General features: G+C 55.6%; 28 protein-coding genes, 1 tRNA gene and 2 pseudogenes. 14 read left to right on the top strand and 17 right to left on the bottom strand.

The window, feature by feature from the left end; genetic code table 11:
* Positions 1 to 41: 41 nt before the first annotated feature.
* Together AC1D2Q_RS25545 and AC1D2Q_RS25550 are read right to left on the bottom strand one after the other, a co-directional pair.
* Positions 42 to 254, bottom strand: coding sequence for a cold-shock protein (locus tag AC1D2Q_RS25545; RefSeq protein WP_003179963.1), 213 nt, complete (start codon positions 252 to 254; stop codon positions 42 to 44).
* A 290-nt stretch (positions 255 to 544) separates the two neighbouring features.
* Positions 545 to 847, bottom strand: coding sequence for a hypothetical protein (locus AC1D2Q_RS25550; protein ID WP_477814977.1), 303 nt, complete (start codon positions 845 to 847; stop codon positions 545 to 547).
* Between the two features lie 373 nt (positions 848 to 1,220).
* Here AC1D2Q_RS25550 and thrS point away from each other — a divergent pair, with 373 nt between their 5' ends.
* The 9 genes from thrS to AC1D2Q_RS25595 all read left to right on the top strand — a co-directional run bounded on the left by thrS (position 1,221) and on the right by AC1D2Q_RS25595 (position 8,677).
* Entirely contained in the window at positions 1,221 to 3,143 is a 1,923-nt protein-coding gene (gene thrS / locus AC1D2Q_RS25555) for a threonine--tRNA ligase (RefSeq protein ID WP_007940231.1), read from the top strand.
* Positions 3,143 to 3,694, top strand: a complete 552-nt coding sequence (gene infC, locus AC1D2Q_RS25560) for a translation initiation factor IF-3 (protein ID WP_172435341.1) — start codon at positions 3,143 to 3,145, stop codon at positions 3,692 to 3,694. The genes thrS and infC overlap by 1 nt, the downstream gene beginning before the upstream one ends.
* A 60-nt stretch (positions 3,695 to 3,754) precedes the next feature.
* Positions 3,755 to 3,949: a 50S ribosomal protein L35 gene (gene rpmI, locus AC1D2Q_RS25565; RefSeq protein WP_002553160.1), complete on the top strand. Its 195-nt coding sequence runs from the start codon at positions 3,755 to 3,757 to the stop codon at positions 3,947 to 3,949.
* Positions 3,950 to 3,977: 28 nt separating this feature from the next.
* Complete coding sequence (rplT, locus tag AC1D2Q_RS25570) at positions 3,978 to 4,334, top strand: 50S ribosomal protein L20 (protein WP_007905879.1); 357 nt, start codon at positions 3,978 to 3,980, stop codon at positions 4,332 to 4,334.
* Between the two features lie 109 nt (positions 4,335 to 4,443).
* Complete coding sequence (gene pheS, locus AC1D2Q_RS25575) at positions 4,444 to 5,460, top strand: phenylalanine--tRNA ligase subunit alpha (protein ID WP_477814978.1); 1,017 nt, start codon at positions 4,444 to 4,446, stop codon at positions 5,458 to 5,460.
* 26 nt (positions 5,461 to 5,486) lie between these two features.
* The gene (gene pheT / locus AC1D2Q_RS25580; protein WP_477814979.1) at positions 5,487 to 7,868 is read left to right on the top strand and encodes a phenylalanine--tRNA ligase subunit beta; all 2,382 of its coding nucleotides are present in this window, start codon (positions 5,487 to 5,489) and stop codon (positions 7,866 to 7,868) included.
* 3 nt (positions 7,869 to 7,871) lie between these two features.
* Entirely contained in the window at positions 7,872 to 8,174 is a 303-nt protein-coding gene (gene ihfA / locus AC1D2Q_RS25585) for an integration host factor subunit alpha (protein ID WP_002553164.1), read from the top strand.
* On the top strand, positions 8,155 to 8,511 hold the full coding sequence (locus AC1D2Q_RS25590; RefSeq protein ID WP_003179985.1) for a MerR family transcriptional regulator: 357 nt from the start codon (positions 8,155 to 8,157) through the stop codon (positions 8,509 to 8,511). The genes ihfA and AC1D2Q_RS25590 overlap by 20 nt, the downstream gene beginning before the upstream one ends.
* An 89-nt stretch (positions 8,512 to 8,600) precedes the next feature.
* Positions 8,601 to 8,677, top strand: a tRNA-Pro gene (locus AC1D2Q_RS25595).
* A gap of 79 nt (positions 8,678 to 8,756) precedes the next feature.
* Here AC1D2Q_RS25595 and AC1D2Q_RS25600 read toward each other — a convergent pair.
* Positions 8,757 to 8,984 (bottom strand): annotated as a pseudogene (locus AC1D2Q_RS25600) (tyrosine-type recombinase/integrase); the annotation flags it as partial.
* Positions 8,985 to 9,561: 577 nt separating this feature from the next.
* Between AC1D2Q_RS25600 and AC1D2Q_RS25605 the strand changes: the two are divergent.
* The 3 genes and pseudogenes from AC1D2Q_RS25605 to AC1D2Q_RS25615 all read left to right on the top strand — a co-directional run.
* Positions 9,562 to 9,766: pseudogene (locus tag AC1D2Q_RS25605) on the top strand (hypothetical protein); the annotation flags it as partial.
* A gap of 64 nt (positions 9,767 to 9,830) precedes the next feature.
* Positions 9,831 to 10,376: a hypothetical protein gene (locus AC1D2Q_RS25610; RefSeq protein ID WP_477814980.1), complete on the top strand. Its 546-nt coding sequence runs from the start codon at positions 9,831 to 9,833 to the stop codon at positions 10,374 to 10,376.
* A 316-nt stretch (positions 10,377 to 10,692) separates the two neighbouring features.
* Positions 10,693 to 11,607, top strand: a complete 915-nt coding sequence (locus AC1D2Q_RS25615) for a BstA C-terminal domain-containing protein (protein WP_477814981.1) — start codon at positions 10,693 to 10,695, stop codon at positions 11,605 to 11,607.
* A 175-nt stretch (positions 11,608 to 11,782) separates the two neighbouring features.
* Here AC1D2Q_RS25615 and AC1D2Q_RS25620 read toward each other — a convergent pair whose 3' ends face one another.
* Positions 11,783 to 13,039: a hypothetical protein gene (locus AC1D2Q_RS25620; protein WP_477814982.1), complete on the bottom strand. Its 1,257-nt coding sequence runs from the start codon at positions 13,037 to 13,039 to the stop codon at positions 11,783 to 11,785.
* Positions 13,040 to 13,263: 224 nt separating this feature from the next.
* Here AC1D2Q_RS25620 and AC1D2Q_RS25625 point away from each other — a divergent pair, with 224 nt between their 5' ends.
* Entirely contained in the window at positions 13,264 to 13,788 is a 525-nt protein-coding gene (locus AC1D2Q_RS25625; protein WP_477814983.1) for a hypothetical protein, read from the top strand.
* A gap of 215 nt (positions 13,789 to 14,003) precedes the next feature.
* Here the strand turns inward: AC1D2Q_RS25625 and AC1D2Q_RS25630 are convergent, their stop codons facing one another.
* The 6 genes from AC1D2Q_RS25630 to AC1D2Q_RS25655 form a co-directional block, all read right to left on the bottom strand.
* On the bottom strand, positions 14,004 to 14,345 hold the full coding sequence (locus AC1D2Q_RS25630; protein WP_225609277.1) for a hypothetical protein: 342 nt from the start codon (positions 14,343 to 14,345) through the stop codon (positions 14,004 to 14,006).
* Complete coding sequence (locus AC1D2Q_RS25635) at positions 14,342 to 14,965, bottom strand: lysozyme family protein (RefSeq protein ID WP_477814984.1); 624 nt, start codon at positions 14,963 to 14,965, stop codon at positions 14,342 to 14,344. The genes AC1D2Q_RS25630 and AC1D2Q_RS25635 overlap by 4 nt, the downstream gene beginning before the upstream one ends.
* A 133-nt stretch (positions 14,966 to 15,098) precedes the next feature.
* Positions 15,099 to 15,596, bottom strand: a complete 498-nt coding sequence (locus AC1D2Q_RS25640; RefSeq protein ID WP_477814985.1) for a PAAR domain-containing protein — start codon at positions 15,594 to 15,596, stop codon at positions 15,099 to 15,101.
* A gap of 21 nt (positions 15,597 to 15,617) precedes the next feature.
* Positions 15,618 to 16,289, bottom strand: a complete 672-nt coding sequence (locus AC1D2Q_RS25645; RefSeq protein WP_477814986.1) for a hypothetical protein — start codon at positions 16,287 to 16,289, stop codon at positions 15,618 to 15,620.
* Between the two features lie 392 nt (positions 16,290 to 16,681).
* The gene (locus AC1D2Q_RS25650) at positions 16,682 to 17,197 is read right to left on the bottom strand and encodes a hypothetical protein (RefSeq protein ID WP_477814987.1); all 516 of its coding nucleotides are present in this window, start codon (positions 17,195 to 17,197) and stop codon (positions 16,682 to 16,684) included.
* Between the two features lie 158 nt (positions 17,198 to 17,355).
* Positions 17,356 to 17,718, bottom strand: coding sequence for a DUF6124 family protein (locus AC1D2Q_RS25655; protein WP_477814988.1), 363 nt, complete (start codon positions 17,716 to 17,718; stop codon positions 17,356 to 17,358).
* 509 nt (positions 17,719 to 18,227) lie between these two features.
* On the opposite strand from AC1D2Q_RS25655, the gene AC1D2Q_RS25660 reads away from it, so the two are divergent.
* A complete protein-coding gene (locus AC1D2Q_RS25660; protein ID WP_428635648.1) occupies positions 18,228 to 18,635 on the top strand; it encodes a DUF3224 domain-containing protein in 408 nt (135 codons plus the stop codon).
* Positions 18,636 to 18,798: 163 nt separating this feature from the next.
* Here AC1D2Q_RS25660 and AC1D2Q_RS25665 read toward each other — a convergent pair whose 3' ends face one another.
* The 7 genes from AC1D2Q_RS25665 to AC1D2Q_RS25695 form a co-directional block, all read right to left on the bottom strand.
* Positions 18,799 to 19,425, bottom strand: a complete 627-nt coding sequence (locus AC1D2Q_RS25665) for a LysE family translocator (RefSeq protein WP_026331974.1) — start codon at positions 19,423 to 19,425, stop codon at positions 18,799 to 18,801.
* A gap of 126 nt (positions 19,426 to 19,551) precedes the next feature.
* Positions 19,552 to 19,758 carry a hypothetical protein gene (locus AC1D2Q_RS25670; protein WP_018930267.1) on the bottom strand — a complete coding sequence of 69 codons (207 nt, stop codon included), beginning with the start codon at positions 19,756 to 19,758 and terminating at the stop codon, positions 19,552 to 19,554.
* 111 nt (positions 19,759 to 19,869) lie between these two features.
* Positions 19,870 to 21,261 carry an aldehyde dehydrogenase family protein gene (locus AC1D2Q_RS25675; protein ID WP_477814989.1) on the bottom strand — a complete coding sequence of 464 codons (1,392 nt, stop codon included), beginning with the start codon at positions 21,259 to 21,261 and terminating at the stop codon, positions 19,870 to 19,872.
* A 23-nt stretch (positions 21,262 to 21,284) separates the two neighbouring features.
* On the bottom strand, positions 21,285 to 22,109 hold the full coding sequence (locus AC1D2Q_RS25680; RefSeq protein ID WP_477814990.1) for an HpcH/HpaI aldolase/citrate lyase family protein: 825 nt from the start codon (positions 22,107 to 22,109) through the stop codon (positions 21,285 to 21,287).
* Complete coding sequence (locus tag AC1D2Q_RS25685; RefSeq protein WP_477814991.1) at positions 22,106 to 22,948, bottom strand: HTD2 family dehydratase; 843 nt, start codon at positions 22,946 to 22,948, stop codon at positions 22,106 to 22,108. The genes AC1D2Q_RS25680 and AC1D2Q_RS25685 overlap by 4 nt, the downstream gene beginning before the upstream one ends.
* A gap of 25 nt (positions 22,949 to 22,973) precedes the next feature.
* A complete protein-coding gene (locus tag AC1D2Q_RS25690; RefSeq protein ID WP_477814992.1) occupies positions 22,974 to 23,930 on the bottom strand; it encodes an electron transfer flavoprotein subunit alpha/FixB family protein in 957 nt (318 codons plus the stop codon).
* Positions 23,931 to 24,680, bottom strand: a complete 750-nt coding sequence (locus AC1D2Q_RS25695) for an electron transfer flavoprotein subunit beta/FixA family protein (RefSeq protein WP_477814993.1) — start codon at positions 24,678 to 24,680, stop codon at positions 23,931 to 23,933.
* Between the last annotated feature and the right edge of the window lie 10 nt (positions 24,681 to 24,690).

Here is a 24,690-nt window from a genome sequence, read left to right on the forward strand (position 1 = left end):
ACCCCGTCACTTGGACGGGGTTTTTTTAGTGCGCCAGAAAATTACTCTGGGCGAACTTGTGCAGCTTGCATACCCTTTTGGCCTTTCTCAGCCACGAAGGAAACGGTTTGGCCTTCTTTCAGGCTTTTGAAACCGTCGCTTTCGATAGCTTTGAAGTGTACGAACAGGTCGTCACCGCCACCTTGAGGAGTGATGAAGCCGAAGCCTTTTTCATCGTTGAACCATTTAACGGTGCCGGTTTGGCGATTAGACATGGTGTATCTCCAAGAAACATATATTTTCAGTAGTACTGTGCTGCTCAGGCCAACTGGGCACACCGGAGTATCATAGTCGAAATGTTCGCTTTGGGAGCCCCCCGGACGTGCTGTTTGCCCTGCAGTCGCGTTCTCTTTGTTGCTCTGTATGGCTGAAAGCCCCGTTTTAAAAGGCTTTCAGCCAAAAGTAAAGACAATAAAAAAAGCTGTAAAACCTGCATAAATCGTACGAAAAAGCTGAAATCCATCACTTTTTATCAGCGTTGAGCCGAGTCAAAAGGACTTTTTCCTCACTTTTTCGCCGGTGCATTGGCCTTGCATTTGGCGATCTGGCCCAGTGCCTTCTGTTGCAGTTCCGGGGTGGCCTTGTTGTCCATCAGGGACTGAATATCGCTGGCCGGGTAGGATTTGATCGCGTCGGCGCCGCAAGCGCAGTGGGCTTTGGCCGCAGCAGCGCCGATCTGAGGGGCCGCGGCTTGTGTGCACTGAGCCATGTACTTCTCACGCTCGCCCTTTGGCCAGTCGGCATGGGCGGCCAGCGGCAGCAACAGGACGAGGGGTGCGACGACTGCGAATAAACGATTCAGACGCATGCTGAGATGCTCCTTTCGGGTCAATGTCTTTTATCTGATGGGTGACGTGGGGTTCAAGTTCAGCACTCTGGCATAAAAAAGCCTGATTTGCCCCAGCAGAAAACCTCGGTGCATCGATGACCGTTCATCTGTGCTAGCATGCCTGGCTCGGGTGTTTGCAGGCTCCGGATGACCTTCCGTCCCGGCAGCGGCAAATACGCGAATAACCCTGATTTGAATCCCAGTCACTCTGGTTCGGTTTTCCGGTTGGCCGCAAGGCTCCTGCCGCTGTAAGGCAGGCGTTCGTCATTGAATGGCCTGGATCGGATCTTGTACTGGCTCATCCCAACCCACGTGACCTTTGGTAGGGGTCACCACTAGGAGAGGAGGCGCCATGCCAACTATTACTCTTCCCGACGGCAGTCAACGTTCATTCGATCACCCGGTTTCCGTAGCCGAGGTCGCCGCATCCATCGGTGCAGGCCTGGCCAAGGCCACCGTAGCCGGCAAGGTCAATGGCAAGCTGGTCGACGCCAGCGACATCATCGACAGCGATTCTTCGCTGCAAATCATTACGCCAAAGGATGAAGAGGGGCTTGAGATCATTCGCCACTCTTGCGCCCACCTGGTTGGCCACGCGGTCAAGCAGCTGTACCCGACGGCCAAGATGGTCATCGGTCCGGTCATCGAAGAAGGCTTCTATTACGATATCGCCTTCGAGCGTCCTTTCACGCCTGACGACCTGGCCGCCATCGAACAGCGCATGCAGCAGCTGATCGAGAAAGATTACGACGTGATCAAGAAAGTCACTCCGCGCGCCGAAGTGATCGAAGTGTTCAAGGCTCGTGGCGAAGACTACAAACTGCGCCTGGTCGAAGACATGCCGAACGAGCAGGCCATGGGCCTGTACTATCACGAAGAATACGTCGACATGTGCCGCGGTCCGCACGTGCCGAACACGCGCTTCCTGAAATCCTTCAAGCTGACCAAGCTGTCCGGCGCCTACTGGCGTGGCGATGCCAAGAACGAGCAATTGCAGCGCGTTTACGGCACCGCATGGGCGGACAAGAAGCAGCTGGCGGCTTACATCCAGCGCATCGAAGAAGCTGAAAAGCGCGATCACCGCAAGATCGGCAAGCGTCTGGGCCTGTTCCACACCCAGGAAGAGTCGCCGGGCATGGTGTTCTGGCACCCGAACGGCTGGACTCTGTACCAGGTGCTCGAGCAGTACATGCGCAAGGTTCAGCGCGACAACGGTTACCTGGAGATCAAGACTCCACAAGTCGTTGACCGCAGCCTGTGGGAGAAATCCGGGCACTGGGCCAACTACGCCGACAACATGTTCACCACGCAGTCGGAAAACCGCGACTACGCCATCAAGCCGATGAACTGCCCGTGCCACGTGCAGGTGTTCAATCAGGGCCTGAAAAGCTACCGCGAGCTGCCGATGCGTCTGGCCGAGTTCGGTGCCTGCCACCGTAACGAGCCGTCGGGTGCGCTGCACGGCATCATGCGCGTTCGCGCCTTCACTCAGGACGATGCTCACATCTTCTGTACTGAAGAGCAGATGCAGGCCGAATCCGCCGCGTTCATCAAGCTGACCATGGACGTCTATGCCGACTTCGGCTTTAAAGAAGTCGAAATGAAACTGTCCACTCGTCCGGAAAAACGCGTCGGTTCCGACGAGTTGTGGGATCGCGCCGAAGCGGCATTGGCCGCAGCCCTTGATAGTGCGGGCCTGCCGTACGATCTGCAGCCGGGCGAGGGTGCGTTCTACGGTCCGAAGATCGAGTTCTCGCTGAAAGATTGCCTCGGTCGCGTCTGGCAGTGTGGTACCCTTCAGCTCGATTTTAACCTGCCTGTCCGTCTGGGAGCCGAATACGTCTCTGAAGACAACAGTCGCAAGCACCCGGTGATGTTGCACCGGGCGATCCTCGGCTCCTTCGAACGTTTCGTCGGGATCCTGATCGAGCACTACGAGGGAGCATTCCCCGCGTGGCTGGCGCCGACCCAGGCAGTGATCATGAACATCACTGACAAACAGGCCGATTTTGCCGCTGAGGTTGAAAAAACTCTCAACGAAAGCGGATTTCGTGCCAAGTCTGACTTGAGAAATGAAAAGATCGGCTTTAAAATCCGCGAGCATACTTTGCTCAAGGTTCCCTATCTCTTGGTTATCGGAGATCGGGAAGTCGAGATGCAGACTGTCGCTGTGCGTACTCGTGAAGGTGCTGACCTGGGCTCGATGCCCGTCGCCCAGTTCGCTGAGTTTCTCGCGCAAGCGGTTTCCCGGCGTGGTCGCCCAGATTCGGAGTAATTATTATTAAGCGTGAAATGAGACAAGATAAACGAGCTGCACCGAAAGCCCCGATCAACGAGAATATCTCGGCACGCGAGGTTCGGTTAATTGGGGCTGAAGGTGAACAGCTTGGGATTGTGTCAATTGAAGACGCGCTTCTTAAGGCTGAAGAGGCCAAACTGGATTTGGTGGAAATTTCCGCCGATGCAGTACCCCCTGTTTGCAAACTGATGGACTACGGCAAATCGATCTTCGAAAAGAAGAAGCAGATTGCCGCGGCCAAGAAAAACCAGAAGCAGATTCAGGTTAAAGAAATCAAGTTTCGTCCAGGGACGGAGGAAGGGGATTACCAGGTAAAACTGCGCAACCTGGTACGTTTCCTGAGTGACGGGGACAGGGCCAAGGTATCCTTGCGATTCCGCGGCCGTGAGATGGCCCACCAGGAGCTGGGGATGGAACTCCTCAAGCGAGTTGAAGGTGACTTGCTCGAGTACGGTTCGGTCGAACAGCATCCTAAGATGGAAGGACGCCAGCTGATCATGGTCATCGCCCCGAAAAAGAAGAAGTAATCAACAGGGCACGGCAGGCCTTCTGATTATGTTTATCAACTGAATGCGGAGTATCCGAACATGCCAAAAATGAAAACGAAAAGTGGTGCTGCTAAGCGGTTTTTGAAAACTGCTAACGGTATCAAGCACAAGCACGCTTTCAAGAGCCACATCCTGACYAAAATGTCGACMAAGCGTAAGCGTCAACTGCGCGGTAGCAGCTTGCTGCATCCGTCTGACGTGGCAAAAGTCGAGCGCATGCTGCGCCTTCGTTAATTTTAGTCAAGAATAGAGGAAGTAACTCATGGCTCGTGTAAAGCGTGGCGTCATTGCCCGTAAACGTCACAAAAAAATTCTGAAACTTGCTAAAGGCTACTACGGCGCTCGCTCGCGCGTATTCCGTGTTGCCAAGCAAGCGGTAATCAAGGCAGGCCAATACGCCTACCGTGACCGTCGTCAGAAAAAACGTCAGTTCCGCGCTCTGTGGATCGCTCGTATCAACGCTGGTGCACGTATCAACGGTCTGTCCTACAGCCGTTTCATCGCCGGCCTGAAAAAAGCGTCCATCGAGATCGACCGTAAGGTTCTGGCTGATCTGGCAGTGAACGAAAAAGCGGCGTTTGCTGCGATTGTCGAGAAAGCTAAAGCCACCTTGGCTTAAGTACCCCCGACAGTCACCCGGCCTCACCTCTGTGGGGCCAGGTGTTAAACGTCATAAATAGGGGAAGAGCCTTCAAGCTCTTCCCCTATTTTGTATCTGGAGTCTGTACATGGAAAACCTGGATGCGCTCGTCTCTCAAGCACTAGAGGCTGTGCAAAGCGCTGAAGATATCAATGCCCTGGAGCAAATCCGGGTTCACTACCTTGGCAAAAAGGGTGAATTGACTCAGGTGATGAAGACCCTGGGGAGTTTGCCGGCAGAAGAGCGTCCGCAAGTCGGCGCACTGATCAACGTTGCCAAGGAGCGTGTCACAGAGGTTCTCAATGCGCGCAAGGCGTTGTTCGAGGAGGCTGATCTTGCGGCCAAGCTCGCCGCCGAATCCATTGACGTGACCCTGCCTGGCCGCGGCCAGACCTCAGGCGGTCTGCATCCGGTCACCCGGACTCTGGAACGTATCGAGCAGTTCTTCACCCACATCGGCTACGGCATTGCCGAAGGCCCTGAGGTCGAAGACGATTACCACAACTTCGAAGCGCTCAACATCCCAGGCCATCACCCGGCCCGGTCGATGCATGACACCTTCTATTTCAATGCCAACATGTTGCTGCGCACCCATACCTCGCCGGTACAGGTCCGCACCATGGAATCGAAACAGCCGCCGATCCGCATCGTCTGCCCAGGCCGTGTGTACCGCAGCGACTCCGATATCACCCACTCGCCGATGTTCCACCAGGTCGAAGGCCTGCTGGTCGACCGCGATATCAACTTCGCCGACCTGAAAGGGACCATCGAAGAGTTCCTGCGCGTGTTCTTCGAAAAAGAACTGGCCGTGCGTTTCCGTCCTTCGTACTTCCCGTTCACCGAGCCATCCGCTGAAGTCGACATGGAGTGCGTGATGTGCAGCGGTAAAGGCTGCCGTGTCTGCAAGCAGACTGGCTGGCTGGAAGTCATGGGCTGCGGCATGGTTCACCCGAACGTGCTGCGTATGTCCGGGATCGACCCGGAAGAGTTTTCGGGCTTTGCCTTCGGCATGGGCGTTGAGCGTCTGGCCATGCTGCGTTACGGCGTGAACGACTTGCGTCTGTTCTTCGACAACGACTTGCGGTTCCTCGCGCAATTTCGCTAGTCGTAACGAATTCTTAGGAGAGCAGGATGAAATTCAGTGAACAATGGCTGCGTGGCTGGGTAAGCCCGCAGGTAAATCGCGACGAGCTGGTTGCTCGTCTGTCGATGGCCGGTCTCGAGGTCGATAGCGTTACGCCGGCCGCCGGTGAATTCAGTGGTGTGGTGGTGGGCGAGGTGCTGAGCACCGAGCAACACCCGGACGCCGACAAGCTGCGCGTTTGCCAGGTCAGCAGTGGCGCGGAGACCTTCCAGGTTGTGTGCGGTGCGCCAAACGTGCGCCCGGGCCTGAAGATCCCGTTCGCGATGATCGGTGCCGAACTGCCAGGCGATTTCAAAATCAAGAAAGCCAAGCTGCGTGGCGTTGAATCCAACGGCATGCTGTGCTCCCAGGCTGAGCTGCAAATTGGCGAAGGCAACGACGGCCTGATGGAATTGCCGGCCGATGCGCCGGTCGGTCAGGACATTCGTGAATACCTGAACCTGGAAGACGCCAGCATCGAGGTCGACCTGACCCCGAACCGCGGTGACTGCCTGTCTCTGGCCGGTCTGGCCCGCGAAGTCGGTGCGCTTTACGCCGCCCCGGTGGTGCGCCCGGCAGTTGCCAGCGTTCCTGCCGTGCACGACGAAGTGCGTTCGATCGAAGTGCTGGCGCCGAACGCTTGCCCGCGTTACCTGGGTCGCGTGATCCGTAACGTCGACCTGTCCAAGCCTACGCCACTGTGGATGGTCGAGCGCCTGCGTCGCGCCGACGTGCGCAGCATCGACGCCGCCGTCGACATCACCAACTACGTGATGCTGGAACTGGGCCAGCCGCTGCACGCATTCGATCTCGCCGAAATCAATGGCGGCATCCGCGTGCGCATGGCCGAAGATGGCGAGAAGCTGGTGCTGCTCGACGGTCAGGAAGTCAGCCTGCGTAGCGATACGCTGGTGATCGCCGACCACACCCGTGCCTTGGCTATCGCCGGCGTCATGGGGGGCGAGCACAGCGGCGTCAACACCGCGACCACCCGCGATATTTTCCTGGAAAGCGCGTTCTTCGACCAGATTGCCGTCGCTGGCAAGGCGCGTTCCTACGGCCTGCATACCGACGCCTCGCACCGTTACGAGCGTGGCGTGGACTGGAAGCTGGCCCGTGAAGCCATGGAGCGCGCCACTGGCCTGCTGCTGGACATCACCGGTGGCGAAGCCGGCCCGATCATCGAAACCGTCAGCGAGCAGCACCTGCCATCGATCGCTCCGATCACCCTGCGTGCCCAACGCATCACCCAGATGCTGGGCATGGAAATGGATTCGGCCGAAGTCGAGCGTCTGCTCAGCGCTTTGGGCCTGACCATTACTGCCGAAGGGGCAGGGCAGTGGCGCGTTGAAGTGCCAAGCTTCCGTTTCGATATCAGCCTGGAAGTCGACCTGATCGAAGAACTGGCCCGTCTGTACGGTTACAACCGTCTGCCGGTTCGCTACCCGCAAGCCCGTCTGGCGCCACAAGCCAAGGCTGAAGCGCGTAGCGATCTGCCTGAGCTGCGTCGTCTGCTGGTGGCCCGTGGTTATCAGGAAGCGATCACCTACAGCTTCATCGATCCGAAACAGTTCGAGTTGTTTAATCCGGGTGTCGAGCCGCTGCTGCTGGCTAATCCGATTTCCAACGACATGGCTGCCATGCGTTCGTCCCTGTGGCCGGGCCTGGTCAAGGCGCTTCAGCACAACCTGAACCGCCAGCAAGATCGCGTCCGCCTGTTCGAAAGCGGCCTGCGTTTCGTCGGTCAGCTGGAAGGCCTGAAGCAAGAGCCGATGCTGGCCGGTGTGGTGTGCGGTAGCCGTCTGCCGGAAGGCTGGGCGCAAGGTCGCGATGTCGTGGATTTCTTCGACGTCAAAGCCGATGTGGAAGCATTGCTGGGCTTCGCCGGTGCACTGGACGCGTTCACGTTCGTGCCGGGCAAACACCCTGCGTTGCACCCGGGTCAAACCGCGCGCGTCGAGCGTGATGGTCGCCTGGTCGGCTACGTTGGTGCCATCCACCCTGAATTGTCGAAAACCCTCGGCCTCGACCGTCCGGTCTTCGTTTTCGAGCTGGTCCTGGCCGAAGTGGCGTTGGGGAAAATGCCAAAATTCAGCGAGTTGTCGCGCTTTCCTGAAGTGCGTCGTGACTTGGCATTGATTGCGGCCACGGACGTGGCGGCCAGTGCTGTTCTGGATGTAATCCGTGAAAATGCAGGCGAATGGCTCACGGACCTCAGGCTATTTGACGTGTATCAGGGTAAAGGCATTGATCCTGATAGAAAAAGCCTTGCAGTCGGCTTGACCTGGCAGCATCCATCGCGCACTCTTAATGACGATGAGGTGAATACCGCAACGCAAAACATCCTCACCTCGCTCGAACAAAGGTTGAACGCCACGTTAAGGAAGTGACGTATGGGGGCTTTGACGAAAGCTGAGATGGCGGAACGTCTGTACGAAGAGCTGGGCCTGAACAAGCGGGAGGCCAAGGAATTGGTCGAACTGTTTTTCGAGGAGATCAGGCACGCGCTCGAAGACAACGAACAAGTCAAATTGTCCGGTTTCGGCAATTTCGACCTTCGGGACAAACGCCAGCGGCCTGGCCGCAATCCGAAAACGGGAGAAGAAATCCCGATCACGGCTCGCCGTGTGGTCACCTTTCGTCCAGGGCAGAAGTTGAAGGCCCGAGTTGAGGCTTATGCTGGAACCAAGTCATAACGACGAACTACCCGTCATCCCGGGCAAACGCTACTTCACCATCGGTGAAGTCAGCGAGCTGTGTGCGGTAAAACCACACGTGCTGCGCTACTGGGAGCAGGAGTTTCCTCAACTCAACCCCGTCAAACGCCGCGGCAACCGCCGGTATTATCAGCGCCAGGACGTGCTGATGATCCGGCAGATCCGCGCGCTTCTTTACGATCAGGGGTTCACCATCGGCGGCGCACGCTTGCGTTTGTCCGGCGATGAAGCCAAAGACGACACCACCCAATACAAACAAATGATCCGCCAGATGATCGCCGAGCTGGAAGATGTTCTGGTGGTCCTCAAGAAATAAATTCCTGCTTTTAAATACTTCCAGTTTTCAAAAGCTTGCGATATATTCTTGAGCGTTCCTCGAGATGAGGGACAGAGTCAACGCCTAGTCGGGGCGTAGCGCAGTCCGGTAGCGCACTAGCATGGGGTGCTAGGGGTCGAGTGTTCGAATCACTCCGTCCCGACCATATTTTTCAATGGCTTAGGCCAATGTTCGCAGCATTGGCCTTTTTCATGCGCGTGATATTTGCGTGATTTCTCGAGTTCTCACGCCTGCTTCCTTTTCAGAATCGTCTGCGCTGGTGCGCGCGAATCGGTTACTGATACCTTATTCGCAGCTTCAATCAGTTGGTCCAGCTCTGCGGCCGAGTAGTGACTGGTGATGCTGCCGTTCTTGTGTCCGAGCAAAGCCTTTCGATCCTCTTCGGTCACGCCTGCTGCCCGCAGCCTTCTGCCAAAGGTGTGCTTCAGGTCGTGAACCCGGATCTTGGTGAACGGTTCCTGTGCCCGGTGTTGGGTGATGAGCTCTTCGTGTTCAGGTAGAAGTGAACGCCGTCTTGGTGCGTTTGCAGGACTGTTTTAGTCGTTGCGCACCTCTGTTCCATGCACCAAGCGGAGACTCAGTAGTCTGATCGCGTTTCATCGCCATACCTAGATCTATAAGGCGCTGGCCGAACTCCGCGAACTCGCTTGATTGGTTGCGCTTGAGTGGTCACTGTGTGTCCTCTCGGTTAATGGCTGCCTACAGGCAGTTTCTCCAAGGCGAGCAAAGACCCGCCGCGTTGTTGGCTTTAAAAAAAGGATGAAGGCTCTGGGTTTGCCGTTAGGCAAATGAGGAGTGATGCAAAATCAGCAAAAGCTAAATAATTTATCAGTACAAATTGTTAATTGTTATTTGCTAATTTCGGAGAGCATGAAAACCATTCGTAGCTGCTAGTAGTGGCATTTCAGTAGTGATAGATTTCACATCATTACCAAATCGTACCGGAGAGAAGGGCGCACCTCGTTTCCTGTTTGGGCGATGTGTTCGCGCCAGATGGAGACAACACAACGTCTTGCGGAAGCTCTGACAATGCTAAAGATACACCCTCAAGACATAGCGTCAGCGACTGCTGCTGATATTGAGCGGTCCATCCAGGCGCTGAACAAAATGGCCGAACGTCTATGGAGGGGGGCGAGAAGCCGAGGCGAAAGCCCTCCTCGATGCTTTAGATGCGTTAAATCGGACATTGGATCAAATCAGGATTGGCGAAAGTCGCAGGGCTTCAACTCTCCACAGAACCGATCCGTTAAAGCTCATTTTATTGTGTGCATGCACACTTTTTGGGATATGGAAATTCTATGAAAGCCACTAAGTCTGTGTTCGTCGCCTCGTGCTTTGTTGCCGTATCGCTTCTGAGCGGCTGCGCGGCCTCAGTGAAAAGCGGCGGTACCGAAACGCTTGCCATTCCTGAGTCCGCCAAACACAACCTGGTCGTTAAATTCCAAGGCAACAGCAAGGTTCAACAGAATGAGGACTGGCCTCGTTTGAAGCAAGAGTGGAGTGAAGCTCTGCACAACGAAGCAACCCGTGCCGGCTATAGTCTTGCTGAAACACAAGCTTTAAGTCCCRCTGACAAAGACGGTGTAGGCATCAAGATCAACGTGACTAACTTTCGATACCTCACTCCAGGCGCTCGCTATGGTGCTGGCGTGATGGTCGGTAATGCCTGGGTTAACTCGAGTGCGGACTACTCAGATCTGAAGTCGGGACGCCTGATCGGTACCCGGACATATGACACTTCTTCGTCTGCTTGGGAAGGAGTCATGTCGGCTATGACTAAGGAGCAGGTGGAAGCCATCGCTCAGCAAATCATCAGCGATATCAAGAGCGCTAAAGCTAGGTAATCTGATGCTCTTGGCGAGTGCTGGAGGCTGTCATGAGGTTGACCAACTGCCCTGCTGAAGTGGTCAGGCGTCGATCTGATGCAGCTATCGAAAGCTGGGCAGGCGAACGGCTAAGGAGCTTCTGAAGATCGTAGCAAGCTTCCAGGAAGCTGAGGATCGGTTGACCGCTCACGCCGACGAGGTGAAAGCAGGAAGGATTGTACGGGAGAGAGCTGAGTAAATGGAATGCTGGGGAAATGTAGCGCGGAAGAATTGATCCGCTAAATCCTTCGTGTTGCAGGCCATCATTTTTTTGTTGTATATCAAGGGTATAGCGATGAAAAATAGCGGTTTGCAGGCCATCAAAAAACAGTTCACTCTTGATTTGGGCGTAGAAGTCCAGCGAGACGTAAACGGAATCGAGATGGGCATTCTGGAAAATGGCATCCCCTTCCTCACTCAGCGCGGCCTTGCACTGGCCACGGGCGCGCCACGTAGTGCAATTCAGGATATTTCCCAAGAATGGATCGACCATTTTGATGACGCTGTCATAACGAAGGACAGAATTTCTTTTATCAAAGAATACCTGTTCACTCAGGGGTATACGGAACGCTCCCTGTACATTGAGACCACGCGAGAAGGGAAGCCGCATTACGCTTACCCTGACGTAGTCTGCATGGCCATTCTGGAATACTACGCATTTGAGGCAAAATCACCGAACAAGCAAGCGACTGACAACTACAGAAGCTTTGCAGCCCTCGGATTGCGTCGATTCATCTATGACTCCCTCAACTACACCCCTGGCGATAAATGGCAGTATCACCATGAGAGGGTTTCAATCCTAAACAATGCTGCACCTTTGGGTTATTTCATAGTTTTCAATGAGATAACCGGCTTAATCGTAGATTTGATCACGGCTGACCTGACTGTCAATCATAAAACCATCCCTGATATAAGCGTTGGTCAGATGTGGGCGAAGCACTGGAAAGAATTCAATTACGGCTCGATCTTTGGGGAAAGAGTCCCTTGCCAACACAACTATCCTGACAGATACCCGCAGGCCAAGAGCAACCCACAGGAAGCTAGCGCCTATCCGAACGACGCGCTAGCTGAATTCCGTAGATGGTTCAGATATGACTATCTCGTCACTAGATTTCCAGAGTACATCCTGAAAAAGGCACCAACACTCAAGGGCGGCAAGGATGAGGCTTTAAAGATCGGCGCCATGTATGCGCCGAAACAAATAAAATAGCGACCCAATGTTTTGATGCTTGGATAAGCCCGCCCTGTGTGGGCTTTTTCGTATCTGCGACATGCTTTTCACGAAGCGCTCACAGAACGGAGCGCAGATTGAACGGACAAAAGGATTTGACCCCATACAGAGAGCCCGCAATACGCGGGCTTTTTGTTGTCTGATCTCTCTCGGCTTAAGCTTCAGAGCTGATCTGGTTGGACAAAGGAGGGGCTACCACGATCTCGTTCATCGTTGCCTTGTCTCGTTCAAAGTAGGCTGCGCCGGCGTGTGTCATCGCTAGCTGATGCTCCCCAATCTCGACGACGTCCACCAATGCAAAGAGCGAGATCAGGTCTAGCCCTTCGGCTCTACCAATCTCTGTCTCTGGCGACTCATCCTCCTCATCCAACATGGCAGCAAACTCTCTGGCTTCTTCTTGCGTGCGGAATAGCTCCAGTATTTCCGTCGACCAAGTTTTATAGCGATCCCGATGCATCACGGTCTCTGGGGACCCTGAGCTAACGAGATAATAGGCATGCCTGTTTGCGAGAGCTTGAGCGTCTGGATGGTTGGGCCCGCGCCGAATTATCCAGGCACCGTTAGGGCCCTTCCGGCTGATATGCGGGATGAGCGCGTACTGCTTGATGGTCGGTTCATCGTCGAACGGGTTGTATGGCAAGGCAGGGCGCCCCAGGAGTAGAGCTGTGGCCCCGCATCCTAACGTTACGCGATAGCTGTCTGAGGAGTCCCAGACTCCAAAGCGTTCGTGCTTTGTCATCAGTCGAATTATCGCGGGTATCAGCACCTGGGATTTCTTCGCCATCATGGGGGCGATCCGAAGGAGCTTTCTATCCCGCTCGCTGATCTCTTCTGTCGGTACCGGCTCGAGGTCTGCCGCGGTGATCTCTATAAACTCCCATTCGAGAATTCCACGTTTCTCCAACGCAACTAATTCCTGAAGGCGTTCAGGCTCCATGTAGAGCTGTTCTGGTCGTAAGGGGATCGAGTCAGTCTCTCGTTCCGCGCGGCTGGCGCTGGGATCCGGCGTTATCAAATCAAGAGCAGCTCTCCAATCACAGCCAGGTCCGGCCCAGATCTGAACCGCGCTCGTGAACACGACGCCAGACGTGCTGCTCTCCGGTGTCCCAAAGTAATAGCTAACGTACTGAGGCGTGCCGAAGAAAGTCCTGGTCATGGTCCGAGGCGAGGGATGCTGTCCTTCAACGACCCTGTACTCAAGAACAAGGTCCAAGTCTCCGCAAATCATCGCGCCTCGGGCATACGAGCCAACCACCCACAGCGAGGTGATCTCGACCTGGGATGTTGCTGCTTTGCTGAAGAAGTCTTTGTGAGCGATGGTGCGGGTCGATGCCTCGTCCAGCCTCTGGCAGATATGCTCCAGCTTCTTGGTGAACGACTCGCGGGGGGAGCGCTTTTCGAGTACGGCCATGTTCTCACCTCTACAAGGGGCGCCCGGGGAGGGTTTGTAGCTTGACCGTATCATTCCGAGTAGCCAGTTCACCATTAGCAGACGATACAGCCGTTCCACATCCCGGGTTATGCAGCTAAAGTGAGACGGCATCTAGCCATCACTGATGGCAATGGAGCAGAGTCTGATCGTTTTTTTGAGCTCCTCAGTCGGTGCCGTATCCAACAATTGAACAGGGATTTGTCATGAAAAGAGTTGCGGGTGTTCTATTTGCAATCCTCCTAAGCTCTCACGCCGGCGCAGAAACGAAACCGGTTACGGTTAGCCCGTTCCAGCAAGGGTTTATCGATGTGGTCAAAGACTACGCAACACAGTACGAGCAGGCACCCAACGAACTAAAGAAGTCAGCTCTCGTGAAGAAGCGCTTGGAAGCTATTTCAAAGCTGCCAGGGAAATCGAACAAGGTTGATGGTTGGTATGGGACGGTCGAAAAAATGGGTACCACCGGCGACGGTGATGCGTATCTAATCATTCACCCAATGACAGACGATATGACTTTGGGTACTTGGAACAACAGTTTTTCTGATACCGGCTCGAAGACTCTTATCAAAAGCGGATCGCCTTTGTATGACGCGATAGCAGAGTTGGAGGAAGATGATCTGGTGGTGTTCTCCGGCGCCATCGGCAAGCCAAAAAACATGACAGAGAATGGAACGATGACTGATCCTGATTTTCTCTTCAAGTTTACCAAGGTGCAGAAAGTCCAGTGAGCCTCGCTGCAGCAACTCCTCGCCCGGCTCAGCGCCGGGCTTTCTACTGGGCTTGTAGTAGGAGGTAATCTGCATCACCTCCTCACACTGACGCTCTCCAGGCGTGCCGCTTGATCACTGCTTCATTTTCAGCCGCGTGCGGGGCGGGTCGCCGACATGAGCGAGCATTCTGCCTGTGACCCTGAACGCCCTGTCCCATGGCATAGCGTCAGCCCTCAATCCTTCTCCGGGCATTTGAAGTTCCAGGAATAAATCTTCATTTCTTTAATCTTTTCGCCGACAGTTCCCACACCAAGGCAGGTTTCATTCTTGATGTAATTGAAGCTGCAGTACCGGACGCCCTCCGTGCAAGATTCGATCTCTTTGAAACCATTTCTCATGATGATGTTCTCGACCCCAAACTCACCTGAATAGGTTGGGTTCGGCTTCCAGCCATTTTGAATTAATGCTTTTCTGGCTTTTAAAAAGGGCATCCCCTCTTTTATAGGGACGTCTGTTGCGTTGGCAAAAAAACTGGCGCAGCAAAAAAGGCTGATGAGGAATGTTTGCAGCTTCATTTAACAGTACCACCAAAGTTTTTATATATTTTTTCTACTTCGCCGTACTCAGTATATGGTTGGCCCGATGGTTTTCCTTTGATTGGCCGATTCGCCAAGCCAGGGCCCATGGGTAAGGCTTCCCATTTTTTTGAGGCTTTTTCCACTGCAACTTTTAAGTCGCCATTGATTAATGGTTCGATTGCGTTCACGTTGCGCAGCAGTTCAACTGCAATCAAATCCTGTGTTCCTGGTGTGAAGTCGGATAATCCCATTGCTTTAACGCAGAGCTCCGCCCATGTGGCTTTCGTAACTTGATACCTTCCGGACGCTGTCGTTGAACCGCCATAACCTGCTCCGGGGTGGGTAGACTCATCACTGAATGTCCACTTTCCGGTTTTCCAGCCCTGTGCCCAACCATATCCAAATTTTGCGTGATAATCGCCACCTTCGACTTGTGCGAGGGTATCCAAAAAGGCTTTCACATTTTTGTTTTTTAGAAACTCAGCATTCTCGGCCCGTCTTACCTGTTGCTTGGCGTCCAGCGAAACAGTTTTTGGGGTGGAGTCTTTGACAGGCGTCACCGTTCTTGTGGCTACGGGAGACATTTTTCTGCCATTCTTGCTAATCACTTCAGCCATGATGAAAGTCACCCATAGAGATTTTGACGTTCTCTGTCTGCCCCTCTGGGAAAACAGAAATGATGAAATTTGCTCTTTGGTCTGGGGAGGATTGTGTGCAGTTGGTTGTATGAAGAGCGTCCGCTGCCATGTCTTAGTCCTCGAGAAACAGTTTGATTGTTTCGGGTAGGTGCGAACTCACTACATGCGTATACCCCATCGGATCACTTACGCCGTGTTCCATGCTGCCGTCAGCGCGCTGGATGGCGTAATCAAGATTGGGTAGTGGCTCGCCCGAGTCTTGGTCAACCAGTCTGAACTTGTCGCTGAAGTGCACTGGCATCGGTAGCAGGCCGCTGAAGGGGGCTGCTACGAAGGTGTCGCCAATAATGACCGTACCGGATCCAGCCATAACCACATTGCCGTGGCCACCTGTACTGCCTTGAGTAGCGGCATTTAGCCCATTGATGAGAACCGTAGCGCTAACGGCGCCGGTGATCGGGCTGCCACATGCGGATTTATCGGTCATACGAGCGGCGGCAAGGCCATCGAAGTTCACATTGGGGGAGCCGCTGGCAATCGGATTTGTGCCATGTCCCGGAAGTGGGCAACTGGTGGGGTCTGTCACTCGGGCAGCAGGTTTGCCACTCATGGGAAGTTCCTTTTCAAGGTTTCAAATGGGGTAATAGTGGTCGATTGGCGAGTCGGAAAAGCGCCAGCACTCATCCATAGGGTTGAACAGTGCTCGGTAGTTTTCGCGCATGGGACGGCAGGTCAACAACGTCTGCCAGGCGATTTCGACGCAGTTGTCCATGGCCTGAATGGAATAGTCATCAAGCTGGTTGAGCCAGGCGTTGTAATTGGGCATGCCAACGCTGCGGAAGGCGTCGATCAGTATCTCGGCGACTTCTTCGCCCCAGTGGATGAAGCGCCCCGGGCTCCAGGGGCCTGTCTGGGCATGGATAAACCAGCCCAAGCTTGGCAAGTCGCCGTTTGCAAGTCGTAACCTGCCGCGCTGTGAGGAAAAACCACAGGTGATGTGGACGGTCAGCCAGCCCTGGTGTTGCTGGATAAATCCAGTGGGGTCGAATTGCGCCAGCGGTACGACGTGATAGCCCGTGCCGGGCATAGACCTGACGACCAACTCAGCGTCCAGTCTGGAAATGAAGGCCCGGATCGCCTTGCCTTCGCCGGACGTCGTGCAAAGAATTTCAACCGGTGTGCTCGCAGGTATGTCGCTGAACCCGAGGATGCGAACTAACCCATAAAGACGTAATGAGGTTTTCAGGCCGCTGGGATGATGCGAGGTATCGAGCGTGCAGGCGCAGGGGGCAGGCACGTCCATAGGTGAAGAGCGCATCCAATTTTACCGTCCATGTAAATTTGCGTCGCGAAGGATGCCCCAGGCAGAAACTGCGTACAACAATATTTACAATGTTTAAGTTGACAGCTGATTACGTGAGCCATAGTGCCATAGTTAGTCACGGTATGGCTTCGATAGCAGTGGGCGCCGTCCCCAATGACTGGTCCGTATAGCTTTTTGGCGCCCCTGCAAGCATGGGTGTTTTACCCTCACAGAACGGCTGGTTCTGGATGAATTTTTCGAATGTGATACCAATTCGGTATTTGTCCCGCCCCAGCTTGATAATTGAGTTGCTTCTGTCCGTAGGCGGACACTCGATGATGGGTTTGGCACCGTCAGATGTCGATGCTCACACGGCGTAACGGTGGGCGAGCTTATTGACTCATCTGATCCATCATGAGTGCAGATGGGATGAGTAAGGTGTTGGTGTAATAGGCTTTATAGCCATACGCCGTTATGCGGACCTTGCAAGGAATTTCTGTTTGGGCTGCAATTAGCGGCTTGATTACGTCATAGCTATTTAGATCAAGTTGGGTTCCATCACGATTGGTATGATAAAAAACAAGATCTGCTAGAAAGGTATGGTTGGTTTTGTTTTTTCTCTCTGAGGTCACTCGTCCCTCTGCTTTCACGTTGATGGAGTGATCCACCGAGAAGTCCAAGTCATTGTCCAGAGAGCAGGTCAACATCGGCGTTAACTGGTTGGCGTTTTCGTATGTGTTGAAGGCGTTCAGTAAATCGATGTTTGACGTGAAGATGATTGTGTAAAGATTATTTGGCCCAAGCCCAAAAGACGACAGTGTCAGGTCGGTTGGCGGGATGCTGGCTGTTTTTGCGCAAGCGGTGCATAGGAGTGTCGATGCGTAAATGAGGCTGCGATGTAGGGTCATTGGTCAAAAATACATCGCTAGTCCTCTACTTGCATAGGTAGGTCCGCCCCGACATGCAACTCTACGGGTGCAGAGTGTCTGTATACGGATCGGGTGACACTGATTTTGAGAATATTCCCCGTGGCGATGGTATGCACCCTCGCCACAGGGCACGACGATTACTCCTTCAATTCGACGTGATCCAGTGCCTGGTTCACTGCCAGTTCACCGAGCATGACCACTTGCGCAATGCCCAGCAGGGTCTTGCGATGTGAGGTCTCCAGCAATGCTGCGAAGTTGTTGAGCATGAGGGTGGCCGAGCCGAGTGTTTCGCTGGCGTTGGCCAGCAGGGATTCGGTGTTGTACTTCGGGTTGGCGAGGTACATGGGCTCGGGTTCGTTGGCCGTGGCCATGATCTGGGCGGCCGGGTTGAGGTAGTGGTCGAGGGCGCGTTCGGCGGCTTCGTGGAGTTTTTTTGAATCGAGTGATTCGTAGGGGGATATCGGGTCTGTGGCAGGCGGATTGGGTGTAGGTTTGAACATGGATGAAACTCCTGATGCGAGTTTATTTAAATGGGAGCCATCACATTCGCTACCAAACGAATTAGGGTGATGGCCATACGCGGGTTGGTAGACCGGTCGCATCAGGAACCCGGCGCCCTCGAAAGAGCCCCGCGCATGGCCACCATAATAGGTGATGCCGTGCGCCGTGATACGAACGGGCTACCAAACCCGATCACTGTTTTTCAGTGACCGGGAAACGATAAAACCCGAGCCCAAAGCGCACAAGCCGGCGGATTCTGGCGCAGTCGTAGGCAACGACGCAAGGCGTTGTAGCCTCGATGAAGTAACACCGGGTGTACTTAAACACGCAGCTAAACATCCAGGGTAAGGCGAGCGGATATACAGAGCTGCGGCCTGACTACGCACCAGGCTGGTGATATTCAGCAACTGCTGCCGCATAGGTGGCAACGGGTATAATTAGGCAGAGCGGTGTTCCCGGCACATCAGACCAGCACATTCCCTTACTACGACGAAAGAGCTAAATCCCCATGAAAACGACTGTTAGCTGCACGTTTCAGATTACTGGCTGGGACGAGAAGCCGTCTCAAGAACTTGAGGGCACTCCGAAACTCTCACACGCCAAAGTCACGCAGTCCTATGCTGGCGCCATCGAGGGAACAAGTAGCGTCGAATACCTCATGTCTTATAGCGTCGACGGCACAGCTAGCTTTGTTGGTTTTGAGCGGATTTGTGGTGTGGTAGCAGGTAAGAGCGGAACATTTGTTGTTCGGCATTCGGGATCATTTTCGGAGGGAAAGGCGCGCAGCACTTGGAGTGTCGTGAAGGGTGCAGGCACGGGGGATCTAGTCAATCTTAGCGGTAATGGTAACTACGTTGCTGGTCATGGTGAGCCGGCACAAGTGTCATTTGAATACTCGTTTGAACCTGACAGCTAAAGTGTACTGGCTGGACGCATCCACTCTGGCACAGCGATGCGATTATGGGTGGTGGGTGTCCATCCCATTGCTTACGAAAGATCAGCCTTAAAGTCGTCAGCCTCATAATCACAGAAACCCAGCGAGGCTGGAATTCCAGCCTCGCAGCGCCAAGACATTGATCCTATTTTTGGCTGAGCGCCGCTATCGATACTCCCGAAGCGACGAAGGTGAGTCCTGCCCCTACGTTCAGGCCATTTACCAGCCGTGGGCTCTGACGCAAAAATCGGGACAGTACAGTGGCAAATACGCCCATCAGTGCGAATCCCACTGCCGTAAGGGCGGCGAACCATATGCCGTACACCAGCATCTGCACGCTCACTGAGCCGCGTTGTGGGTCGACGAACTGCGGGATGAACGCAAGGACGAAAAACCCAGGCTTCGGATTGAGTGCTGCCGAGAGTAATCCCGTGAGGAAAATGCTCGGCAGTGATTGCCGAGTTGCTGGCTGGAAGCTGATCAGGCTACGGGAGCGTAGGACTTTTATGCCAAGCCAAAGCAAATAACCGGCGCCGATAAGTTTGACGACCCAGAAGGCAACTGCGGACGTCTGCATAAGCAAAGTCAGTCCTAGCGAAGCGGTTGCCACATGAAAGAGAATTCCCGCCCCCGATGCCATCCCCGACACGATAGCGGCTATCTTGCCCTGACTGAGTCCTCGGCCTACGGCCAGCAGATTGTCCGGGCCTGGGGCGAGCACCAATAGTAAGCACGCGGCAGTATAGGCAAGCCAGATATTGATCGGAAACACGGCATTCTCCTTTAGCCTCACCTAGGCATCCATCCTCACGTAGCACCAGAATGTGCCTGTGCCAGACTGCAAAGTCAAAGCCACTGCGTTTGAGAATAACCTCAACCGCCGATTGACTCGTGCGTCTTAATGCAGAGTCGAAATCCTTCGACTTTCTCCAATCCTGATCCGATCAAGCGCCCGGTTTAGTGCGTCCAAGGCATCAAGGAGGGCCTTCGCCTCAGCTTCCCGGCCATCCCCCCAAAGGCGTTCTGCCATTTTGTTCAGGGCCTGGATGGAGCGCTCAATTTCAGCAGCAGTCGCTGCTTTGCTTTCCGGTTGTTTCTTCAGCATTGAGTAACTCTTCTGCAGGGAAGACACGAATTAATTAAAAAGGGTCGCGAGATTTTACCTCGCGACCCTTTTTATTTGTCTCAGTTTTACCCCTACCTCTTATTGATGCAATCAGCGTCGATCCAACCAAACCGTCTGTGCATTACAAAATTCCCGCACCCCAAAATGCGACAGCTCCCGGCCAAAACCGCTTTTCTTCACACCACCAAACGTGACACGCGGGTCCGTCGCGCAATATCCATTGATGAACACACCACCAGTTTCCAGTTCACCAGCCATCTGCTCTGCCAGCTGAGCATTACCCGTGTAGATAGTTGAGGCCAGTCCGAATTCGCTGTCATTGGCCAGCTCCAGCGCATGGGTGGCGTCGCGTGCGGTGATGATTGAGGCCACCGGGCCAAACAGTTCCTGTTTGAATGAGGTCATTTGGTCGGTGACGTCAGCGAAGACGGTGGGCTCGTAAAAGTTGCCGGGGCCTTCAGCTTTCTTGCCGCCCATCAGCAATGTCGCGCCTTCTTCCAGGGTGTCGCGAACCTGACGATCCAGTTCATCGCGCAGGTCGAAGCGGGCCATGGGGCCGATGTAGGTGTCTGGGGCCAGTGGGTCGCCGGCGATCAATTGGCGGGTGGCTTCGACGAATTTGTGGGTGAATGCCTGGGCAATGCCTTGCTCGACGATCAGGCGTTTGGCGGCTACGCAGACTTGTCCGGTGTTCTGATAGCGGCCAATGACGGCGGCTTTGACTGCCTCGTCGAGGTCGGCATCGTTGAGCACAATGAACGGATCGGAGCCGCCCAGTTCCAGCACACACTTTTTCAAGGCTGCACCGGCTTGTGCGCCGATGGCAATGCCGGCCCGTACGCTGCCGGTGAGCGTCACCGCGGCGATACGTGGGTCGGCGATTGCCGTGGAGACGCCGTCCGGCGTGACGTTGATGACCTCGAAAACACCTTCGGGAAAGTCAGCGTGCTTGAAGGCGTCCCGCAACAGCCAGGCGCAGCCCATCACGTTGGGGGCATGTTTGAGGACGTAGGTGTTGCCAGCGATCAGCGCTGGAACGGCGCCGCGCAGGACCTGCCAGATCGGGAAGTTCCACGGCATCACGGCGAGAATCGGGCCGAGCGGGCGGTATTCAATGCGTGCCTTGCCGCCCTCGACCGTTGTCGGTTCGGCGCTCAGCATGGCAGGGCCGTGTTCGGCGTACCACTGGCAAAGCTGTGCGCACTTTTCGATTTCACCGCGTGCCTGAGTGATGGGCTTGCCCATTTCCAGGGTGATCATGTTCGCCATCGTGGCGGCGTTGTCGCGCAATACCTGAGCCAGGGTGATCAACAATTGCGAGCGTTGATCGACGGGTTTGCTGCGCCAGACGCGGAACCCGGCAGCGGCGCGCGACAATGCGGCGTCCAGGGTCGATGGGGATTCGAAAGGGTAGTGGCCGATCTGCTCGCCAGTGGCGGGGTTGATCGAAATGGCATGGGTGAGACTGGAAATCTGGGTCATGACACCGTCCTGCTGGGTGAGAATCAAAGTGGCTGGTTCGCGCGCGCCAGAATGGCTTGGGCACGACCAATGACCGGTGCATCGACCATTTGCCCATCCATCACGAACACGCCTTCCCCGGAGCTGGCGGCAGCGATGATGCGTCGCGCCCAGTGCAATTCTTCAGCGGTGGGTTGTAATGCCTGATGGATGATCGCCACTTGGCTCGGATGGATGCACAGTGCGCCGCCGAAGCCCATGTCGCGGGCAAATTCAACGGCGGCATGCAGGCCGGTGGTGTCCTCGATCGAGGGAAAAACACCATCCAGCGCAGGGGCCAACCCGGCAACCCGGGTCCAGAGCAACACGGCATAACGGGCGTGGCTGAGCACTTCATCGGCGGCACGGCTGCCGGTGGTCAGGTTCAGGTCCAGGCCCAGATCGAGGCTGCCGAACGACAACCGCTCAACGCCTTGGGCGTTGGCAATCGAACCAAGTGCAGCCAAGCCTTTGGCGCTCTCGATGATCGGCCAGACCGGTTTGCCGGTGCTGCCTGCGGTGTGCACTTGCGCACAGGTTTCAGCCTTGGGCAGCAGAATGGCGGTCACACCGGCATGGCGTCGGCAAAGATCCAGATCTGCAGCGTGTGCCCAGTGATCCGGGGCATTCACGCGAACCAGAATCCGGGCGTCCGGGTGGTCACTCAAGAAGCGCTGCAAGTTATCCCGGGCATGTTCCTTGAGGTTTTCCTGTACGGCATCTTCCAGGTCGACGATGACCCGGTCCGCGCCGGTGGCGATAGCTTTGGGGATGCGCTCTGGACGCGTGGCCGGAACAAACAGGGCAGTGCGAACGATCGATGGATTCATGGGGTTTCTCCCTCGCTGAACTCGACTTCACCGATTTGTGCGGTGCCGTCCTGATTACCCGCCCAGACCTGCGCCTTGCCGCTGTCGATCAGACGCCCGCCCACTTCGAAGGGTTGCGGTGAAATCAGCGGTCTGACACCCCGGAACGCGAAGCGCTTCAAGCGCACGGTCGGGTGCGCTCTGGTGAAGGCACGCAAGTTGAGGGTGGCGATCAATGGACCATGCACTACCAGCCCCGGATAGCCTTCGGTCTCTGTGACGTAGGGCCAGTCATAGTGAATCCGGTGGCCATTGAAGGTGACCGCGGAATAGCGGAACAGCAGGGTCGGCGAGGGTTCGACCGGGTCCCGCCATTGGCCTTCAGGGAGCGCGTCGGTGCCGCTCAGTTTGGGTGGCGTCGGTTCCCGGTAGACGATGTCCTGCTCATCTTGCAGGGCGCGTTGGCCGTCCTGGAAATACTCATGGCGTACCGTGACGAACAGCAACGAGCCGGTGCGACCGTGCTTCTCTTCGACGTTGAGAATGGTCGATACACAGCTCACATCCGCCTCTACCTTCAGGGGCTGGTAGAACTCGATTCGGCTACCGGCCCACATGCGATTGCGGTTGTGGGCTGGCGGCAGGAAGCCACCGAGCGCCGGATGGCCGTCCGGGCCCAGTTCGCTGGCGGCAACCGGCTCCTGGAAGAACGCCCAGTGCCACAGCGGCGGCAGCGCTTCGCCAGGCAGTGGCGCCACTTCGCTCAAGGTGGCGGCAATGCGTTTGACCAGGTTGAAGCTGATGCGGTCCTGGCTTTCCTGACGACGTCCGATCCACGCTGAAAGATCGATTTTGCTCATACATGTCGCTCCTGTCGGTCGGTGATCAGGCCAGGGCGGCCATTTCTGGAATCGCTTCGAACAAATCCGCCACCAGGCCGTAATCGGCCACCTGGAAGATCGGCGCTTCTTCGTCCTTGTTGATCGCCACGATCACTTTGGAGTCTTTCATGCCGGCCAGGTGCTGGATCGCGCCGGAGATACCGACGGCGATGTACAACTGTGGCGCAACGATCTTGCCGGTCTGACCGACCTGCATGTCGTTGGGTACGAAACCTGCGTCGACTGCGGCGCGGGAAGCACCGACGGCAGCGCCCAGCTTGTCGGCCAGGGCGTACAGGTGTTTGAAGTTGTCGCCGTTCTGCATGCCACGACCGCCGGAAACGACGATCCTGGCAGCGGTCAGTTCCGGACGATCGGACTTGGCCAGTTCTTCACTGACGACGCTGGATTTTCCCTCGTCGTAAACGGTGACGACCGCTTCGACGACCGCTGAACCCCCTTCAGCCGCCACCGGGTCGAAACCGGTGGCCCGCACGGTGATCACTTTCACTGCAGCATTCGATTGCACAGTAGCAATGGCGTTACCGGCGTAAATCGGGCGCTTGAAGGTGTCGGCGCTTTCCACCGAGATGATCTCGGAGATCTGGTCAACGTCCAGCTGAGCGGCGACGCGCGGCAGGGTGTTTTTGCCGTTGGAAGTGGCGGAGGCCAGCACATGGCTGTAAATCGTGCGCTGCTCGATCACCAGACCTGCCACTAACGGGGCAACGTTTTCCGGCAGTTGATGTGAGTAGGCGGCGTTGTCGGCCACCAACACTTTTGCCACACCGGCAATTTTCGCTGCGGCTTCAGCCACTGCACCAACACCTGCGCCGGCCACCAGAACGTGGATGTCACCACCGATCTTGGCGGCAGCAGCCACGGTGTTCAGCGTGGCCGGGGCCAGCACTTTGTTGTCCTGCTGGTCATTTGAATAATCAGCAATCACCAGGATCGTCATTCAGATCACCCTCGCTTCGTTCTTGAGTTTCTCCACCAGCTCAGCCACCGACTTGACCTTGATCCCCGCGCTGCGTGCAGCCGGCGCTTCGACTTTCAGGGTCGATTGGGTGGCGGCGGTGGAAACGCCCAAAGCGTCCGCCGTCACTACGTCGAGAGGCTTTTTCTTGGCTTTCATGATGTTTGGCAGGGACGCGTAGCGCGGCTCGTTCAAACGCAGGTCGGTGGTGACGATGGCCGGCAGTTTCAGGGAAACCGTCTGCGCGCCGCCGTCGATTTCGCGGGTCACGGCAACGCTGTCGCCGGACACTTCGACTTTCGACGCGAACGTGCCCTGACCGTAGCCGCTCAATGCCGCAAGCATCTGGCCGGTCTGGTTGTTGTCGCTGTCGATGGCTTGTTTGCCGAGGACCACCAGCTGAGGCTGTTCCTTGTCGACCACTGCCTTGAGCAGCTTGGCCACGGCCAGGGAAGTCAGATCTTCAGCGGATTCGACGAGGATGGCGCGGTCGGCACCCAGCGCCAGCGCGGTGCGCAGTTGCTCTTGAGCGGTGGACGGGCCGATGGAAACGACGACGATCTCAGTCGCAATACCGCTCTCTTTCAAACGTACGGCTTCTTCCACGGCGATTTCGCAGAACGGGTTCATCGACATCTTGACGTTGGCGAGGTCGACGCCGGAATGGTCCGCTTTCACACGAACTTTCACGTTGTAATCGACCACGCGTTTCACAGCTACGAGGATCTTCATTGGGCAGTGT

Source organism: Pseudomonas sp. P1_A1 (genome assembly GCF_056406935.1).

Bases quoted from the DNA above. Each gene is read 5' to 3' on its own strand.
- AC1D2Q_RS25545 (WP_003179963.1), bottom strand. From the start codon at position 254: ATGTCTAATCGCCAAACCGGCACCGTTAAATGGTTCAACGATGAAAAA.
- AC1D2Q_RS25550 (WP_477814977.1), bottom strand. From the start codon at position 847: ATGCGTCTGAATCGTTTATTCGCAGTCGTCGCACCCCTCGTCCTGTTG.
- thrS (WP_007940231.1), top strand. From the start codon at position 1,221: ATGCCAACTATTACTCTTCCCGACGGCAGTCAACGTTCATTCGATCAC.
- rplT (WP_007905879.1), top strand. From the start codon at position 3,978: ATGGCTCGTGTAAAGCGTGGCGTCATTGCCCGTAAACGTCACAAAAAA.
- pheS (WP_477814978.1), top strand. From the start codon at position 4,444: ATGGAAAACCTGGATGCGCTCGTCTCTCAAGCACTAGAGGCTGTGCAA.
- pheT (WP_477814979.1), top strand. From the start codon at position 5,487: ATGAAATTCAGTGAACAATGGCTGCGTGGCTGGGTAAGCCCGCAGGTA.
- ihfA (WP_002553164.1), top strand. From the start codon at position 7,872: ATGGGGGCTTTGACGAAAGCTGAGATGGCGGAACGTCTGTACGAAGAG.
- AC1D2Q_RS25590 (WP_003179985.1), top strand. From the start codon at position 8,155: ATGCTGGAACCAAGTCATAACGACGAACTACCCGTCATCCCGGGCAAA.
- AC1D2Q_RS25615 (WP_477814981.1), top strand. From the start codon at position 10,693: ATGAAAAATAGCGGTTTGCAGGCCATCAAAAAACAGTTCACTCTTGAT.
- AC1D2Q_RS25620 (WP_477814982.1), bottom strand. From the start codon at position 13,039: ATGGCCGTACTCGAAAAGCGCTCCCCCCGCGAGTCGTTCACCAAGAAG.
- AC1D2Q_RS25625 (WP_477814983.1), top strand. From the start codon at position 13,264: ATGAAAAGAGTTGCGGGTGTTCTATTTGCAATCCTCCTAAGCTCTCAC.
- AC1D2Q_RS25630 (WP_225609277.1), bottom strand. From the start codon at position 14,345: ATGAAGCTGCAAACATTCCTCATCAGCCTTTTTTGCTGCGCCAGTTTT.
- AC1D2Q_RS25635 (WP_477814984.1), bottom strand. From the start codon at position 14,965: ATGGCTGAAGTGATTAGCAAGAATGGCAGAAAAATGTCTCCCGTAGCC.
- AC1D2Q_RS25640 (WP_477814985.1), bottom strand. From the start codon at position 15,596: ATGAGTGGCAAACCTGCTGCCCGAGTGACAGACCCCACCAGTTGCCCA.
- AC1D2Q_RS25645 (WP_477814986.1), bottom strand. From the start codon at position 16,289: ATGGACGTGCCTGCCCCCTGCGCCTGCACGCTCGATACCTCGCATCAT.
- AC1D2Q_RS25650 (WP_477814987.1), bottom strand. From the start codon at position 17,197: ATGACCCTACATCGCAGCCTCATTTACGCATCGACACTCCTATGCACC.
- AC1D2Q_RS25655 (WP_477814988.1), bottom strand. From the start codon at position 17,718: ATGTTCAAACCTACACCCAATCCGCCTGCCACAGACCCGATATCCCCC.
- AC1D2Q_RS25660 (WP_428635648.1), top strand. From the start codon at position 18,228: ATGAAAACGACTGTTAGCTGCACGTTTCAGATTACTGGCTGGGACGAG.
- AC1D2Q_RS25670 (WP_018930267.1), bottom strand. From the start codon at position 19,758: ATGCTGAAGAAACAACCGGAAAGCAAAGCAGCGACTGCTGCTGAAATT.
- AC1D2Q_RS25675 (WP_477814989.1), bottom strand. From the start codon at position 21,261: ATGACCCAGATTTCCAGTCTCACCCATGCCATTTCGATCAACCCCGCC.
- AC1D2Q_RS25680 (WP_477814990.1), bottom strand. From the start codon at position 22,109: ATGAATCCATCGATCGTTCGCACTGCCCTGTTTGTTCCGGCCACGCGT.
- AC1D2Q_RS25685 (WP_477814991.1), bottom strand. From the start codon at position 22,948: ATGAGCAAAATCGATCTTTCAGCGTGGATCGGACGTCGTCAGGAAAGC.
- AC1D2Q_RS25690 (WP_477814992.1), bottom strand. From the start codon at position 23,930: ATGACGATCCTGGTGATTGCTGATTATTCAAATGACCAGCAGGACAAC.
- AC1D2Q_RS25695 (WP_477814993.1), bottom strand. From the start codon at position 24,680: ATGAAGATCCTCGTAGCTGTGAAACGCGTGGTCGATTACAACGTGAAA.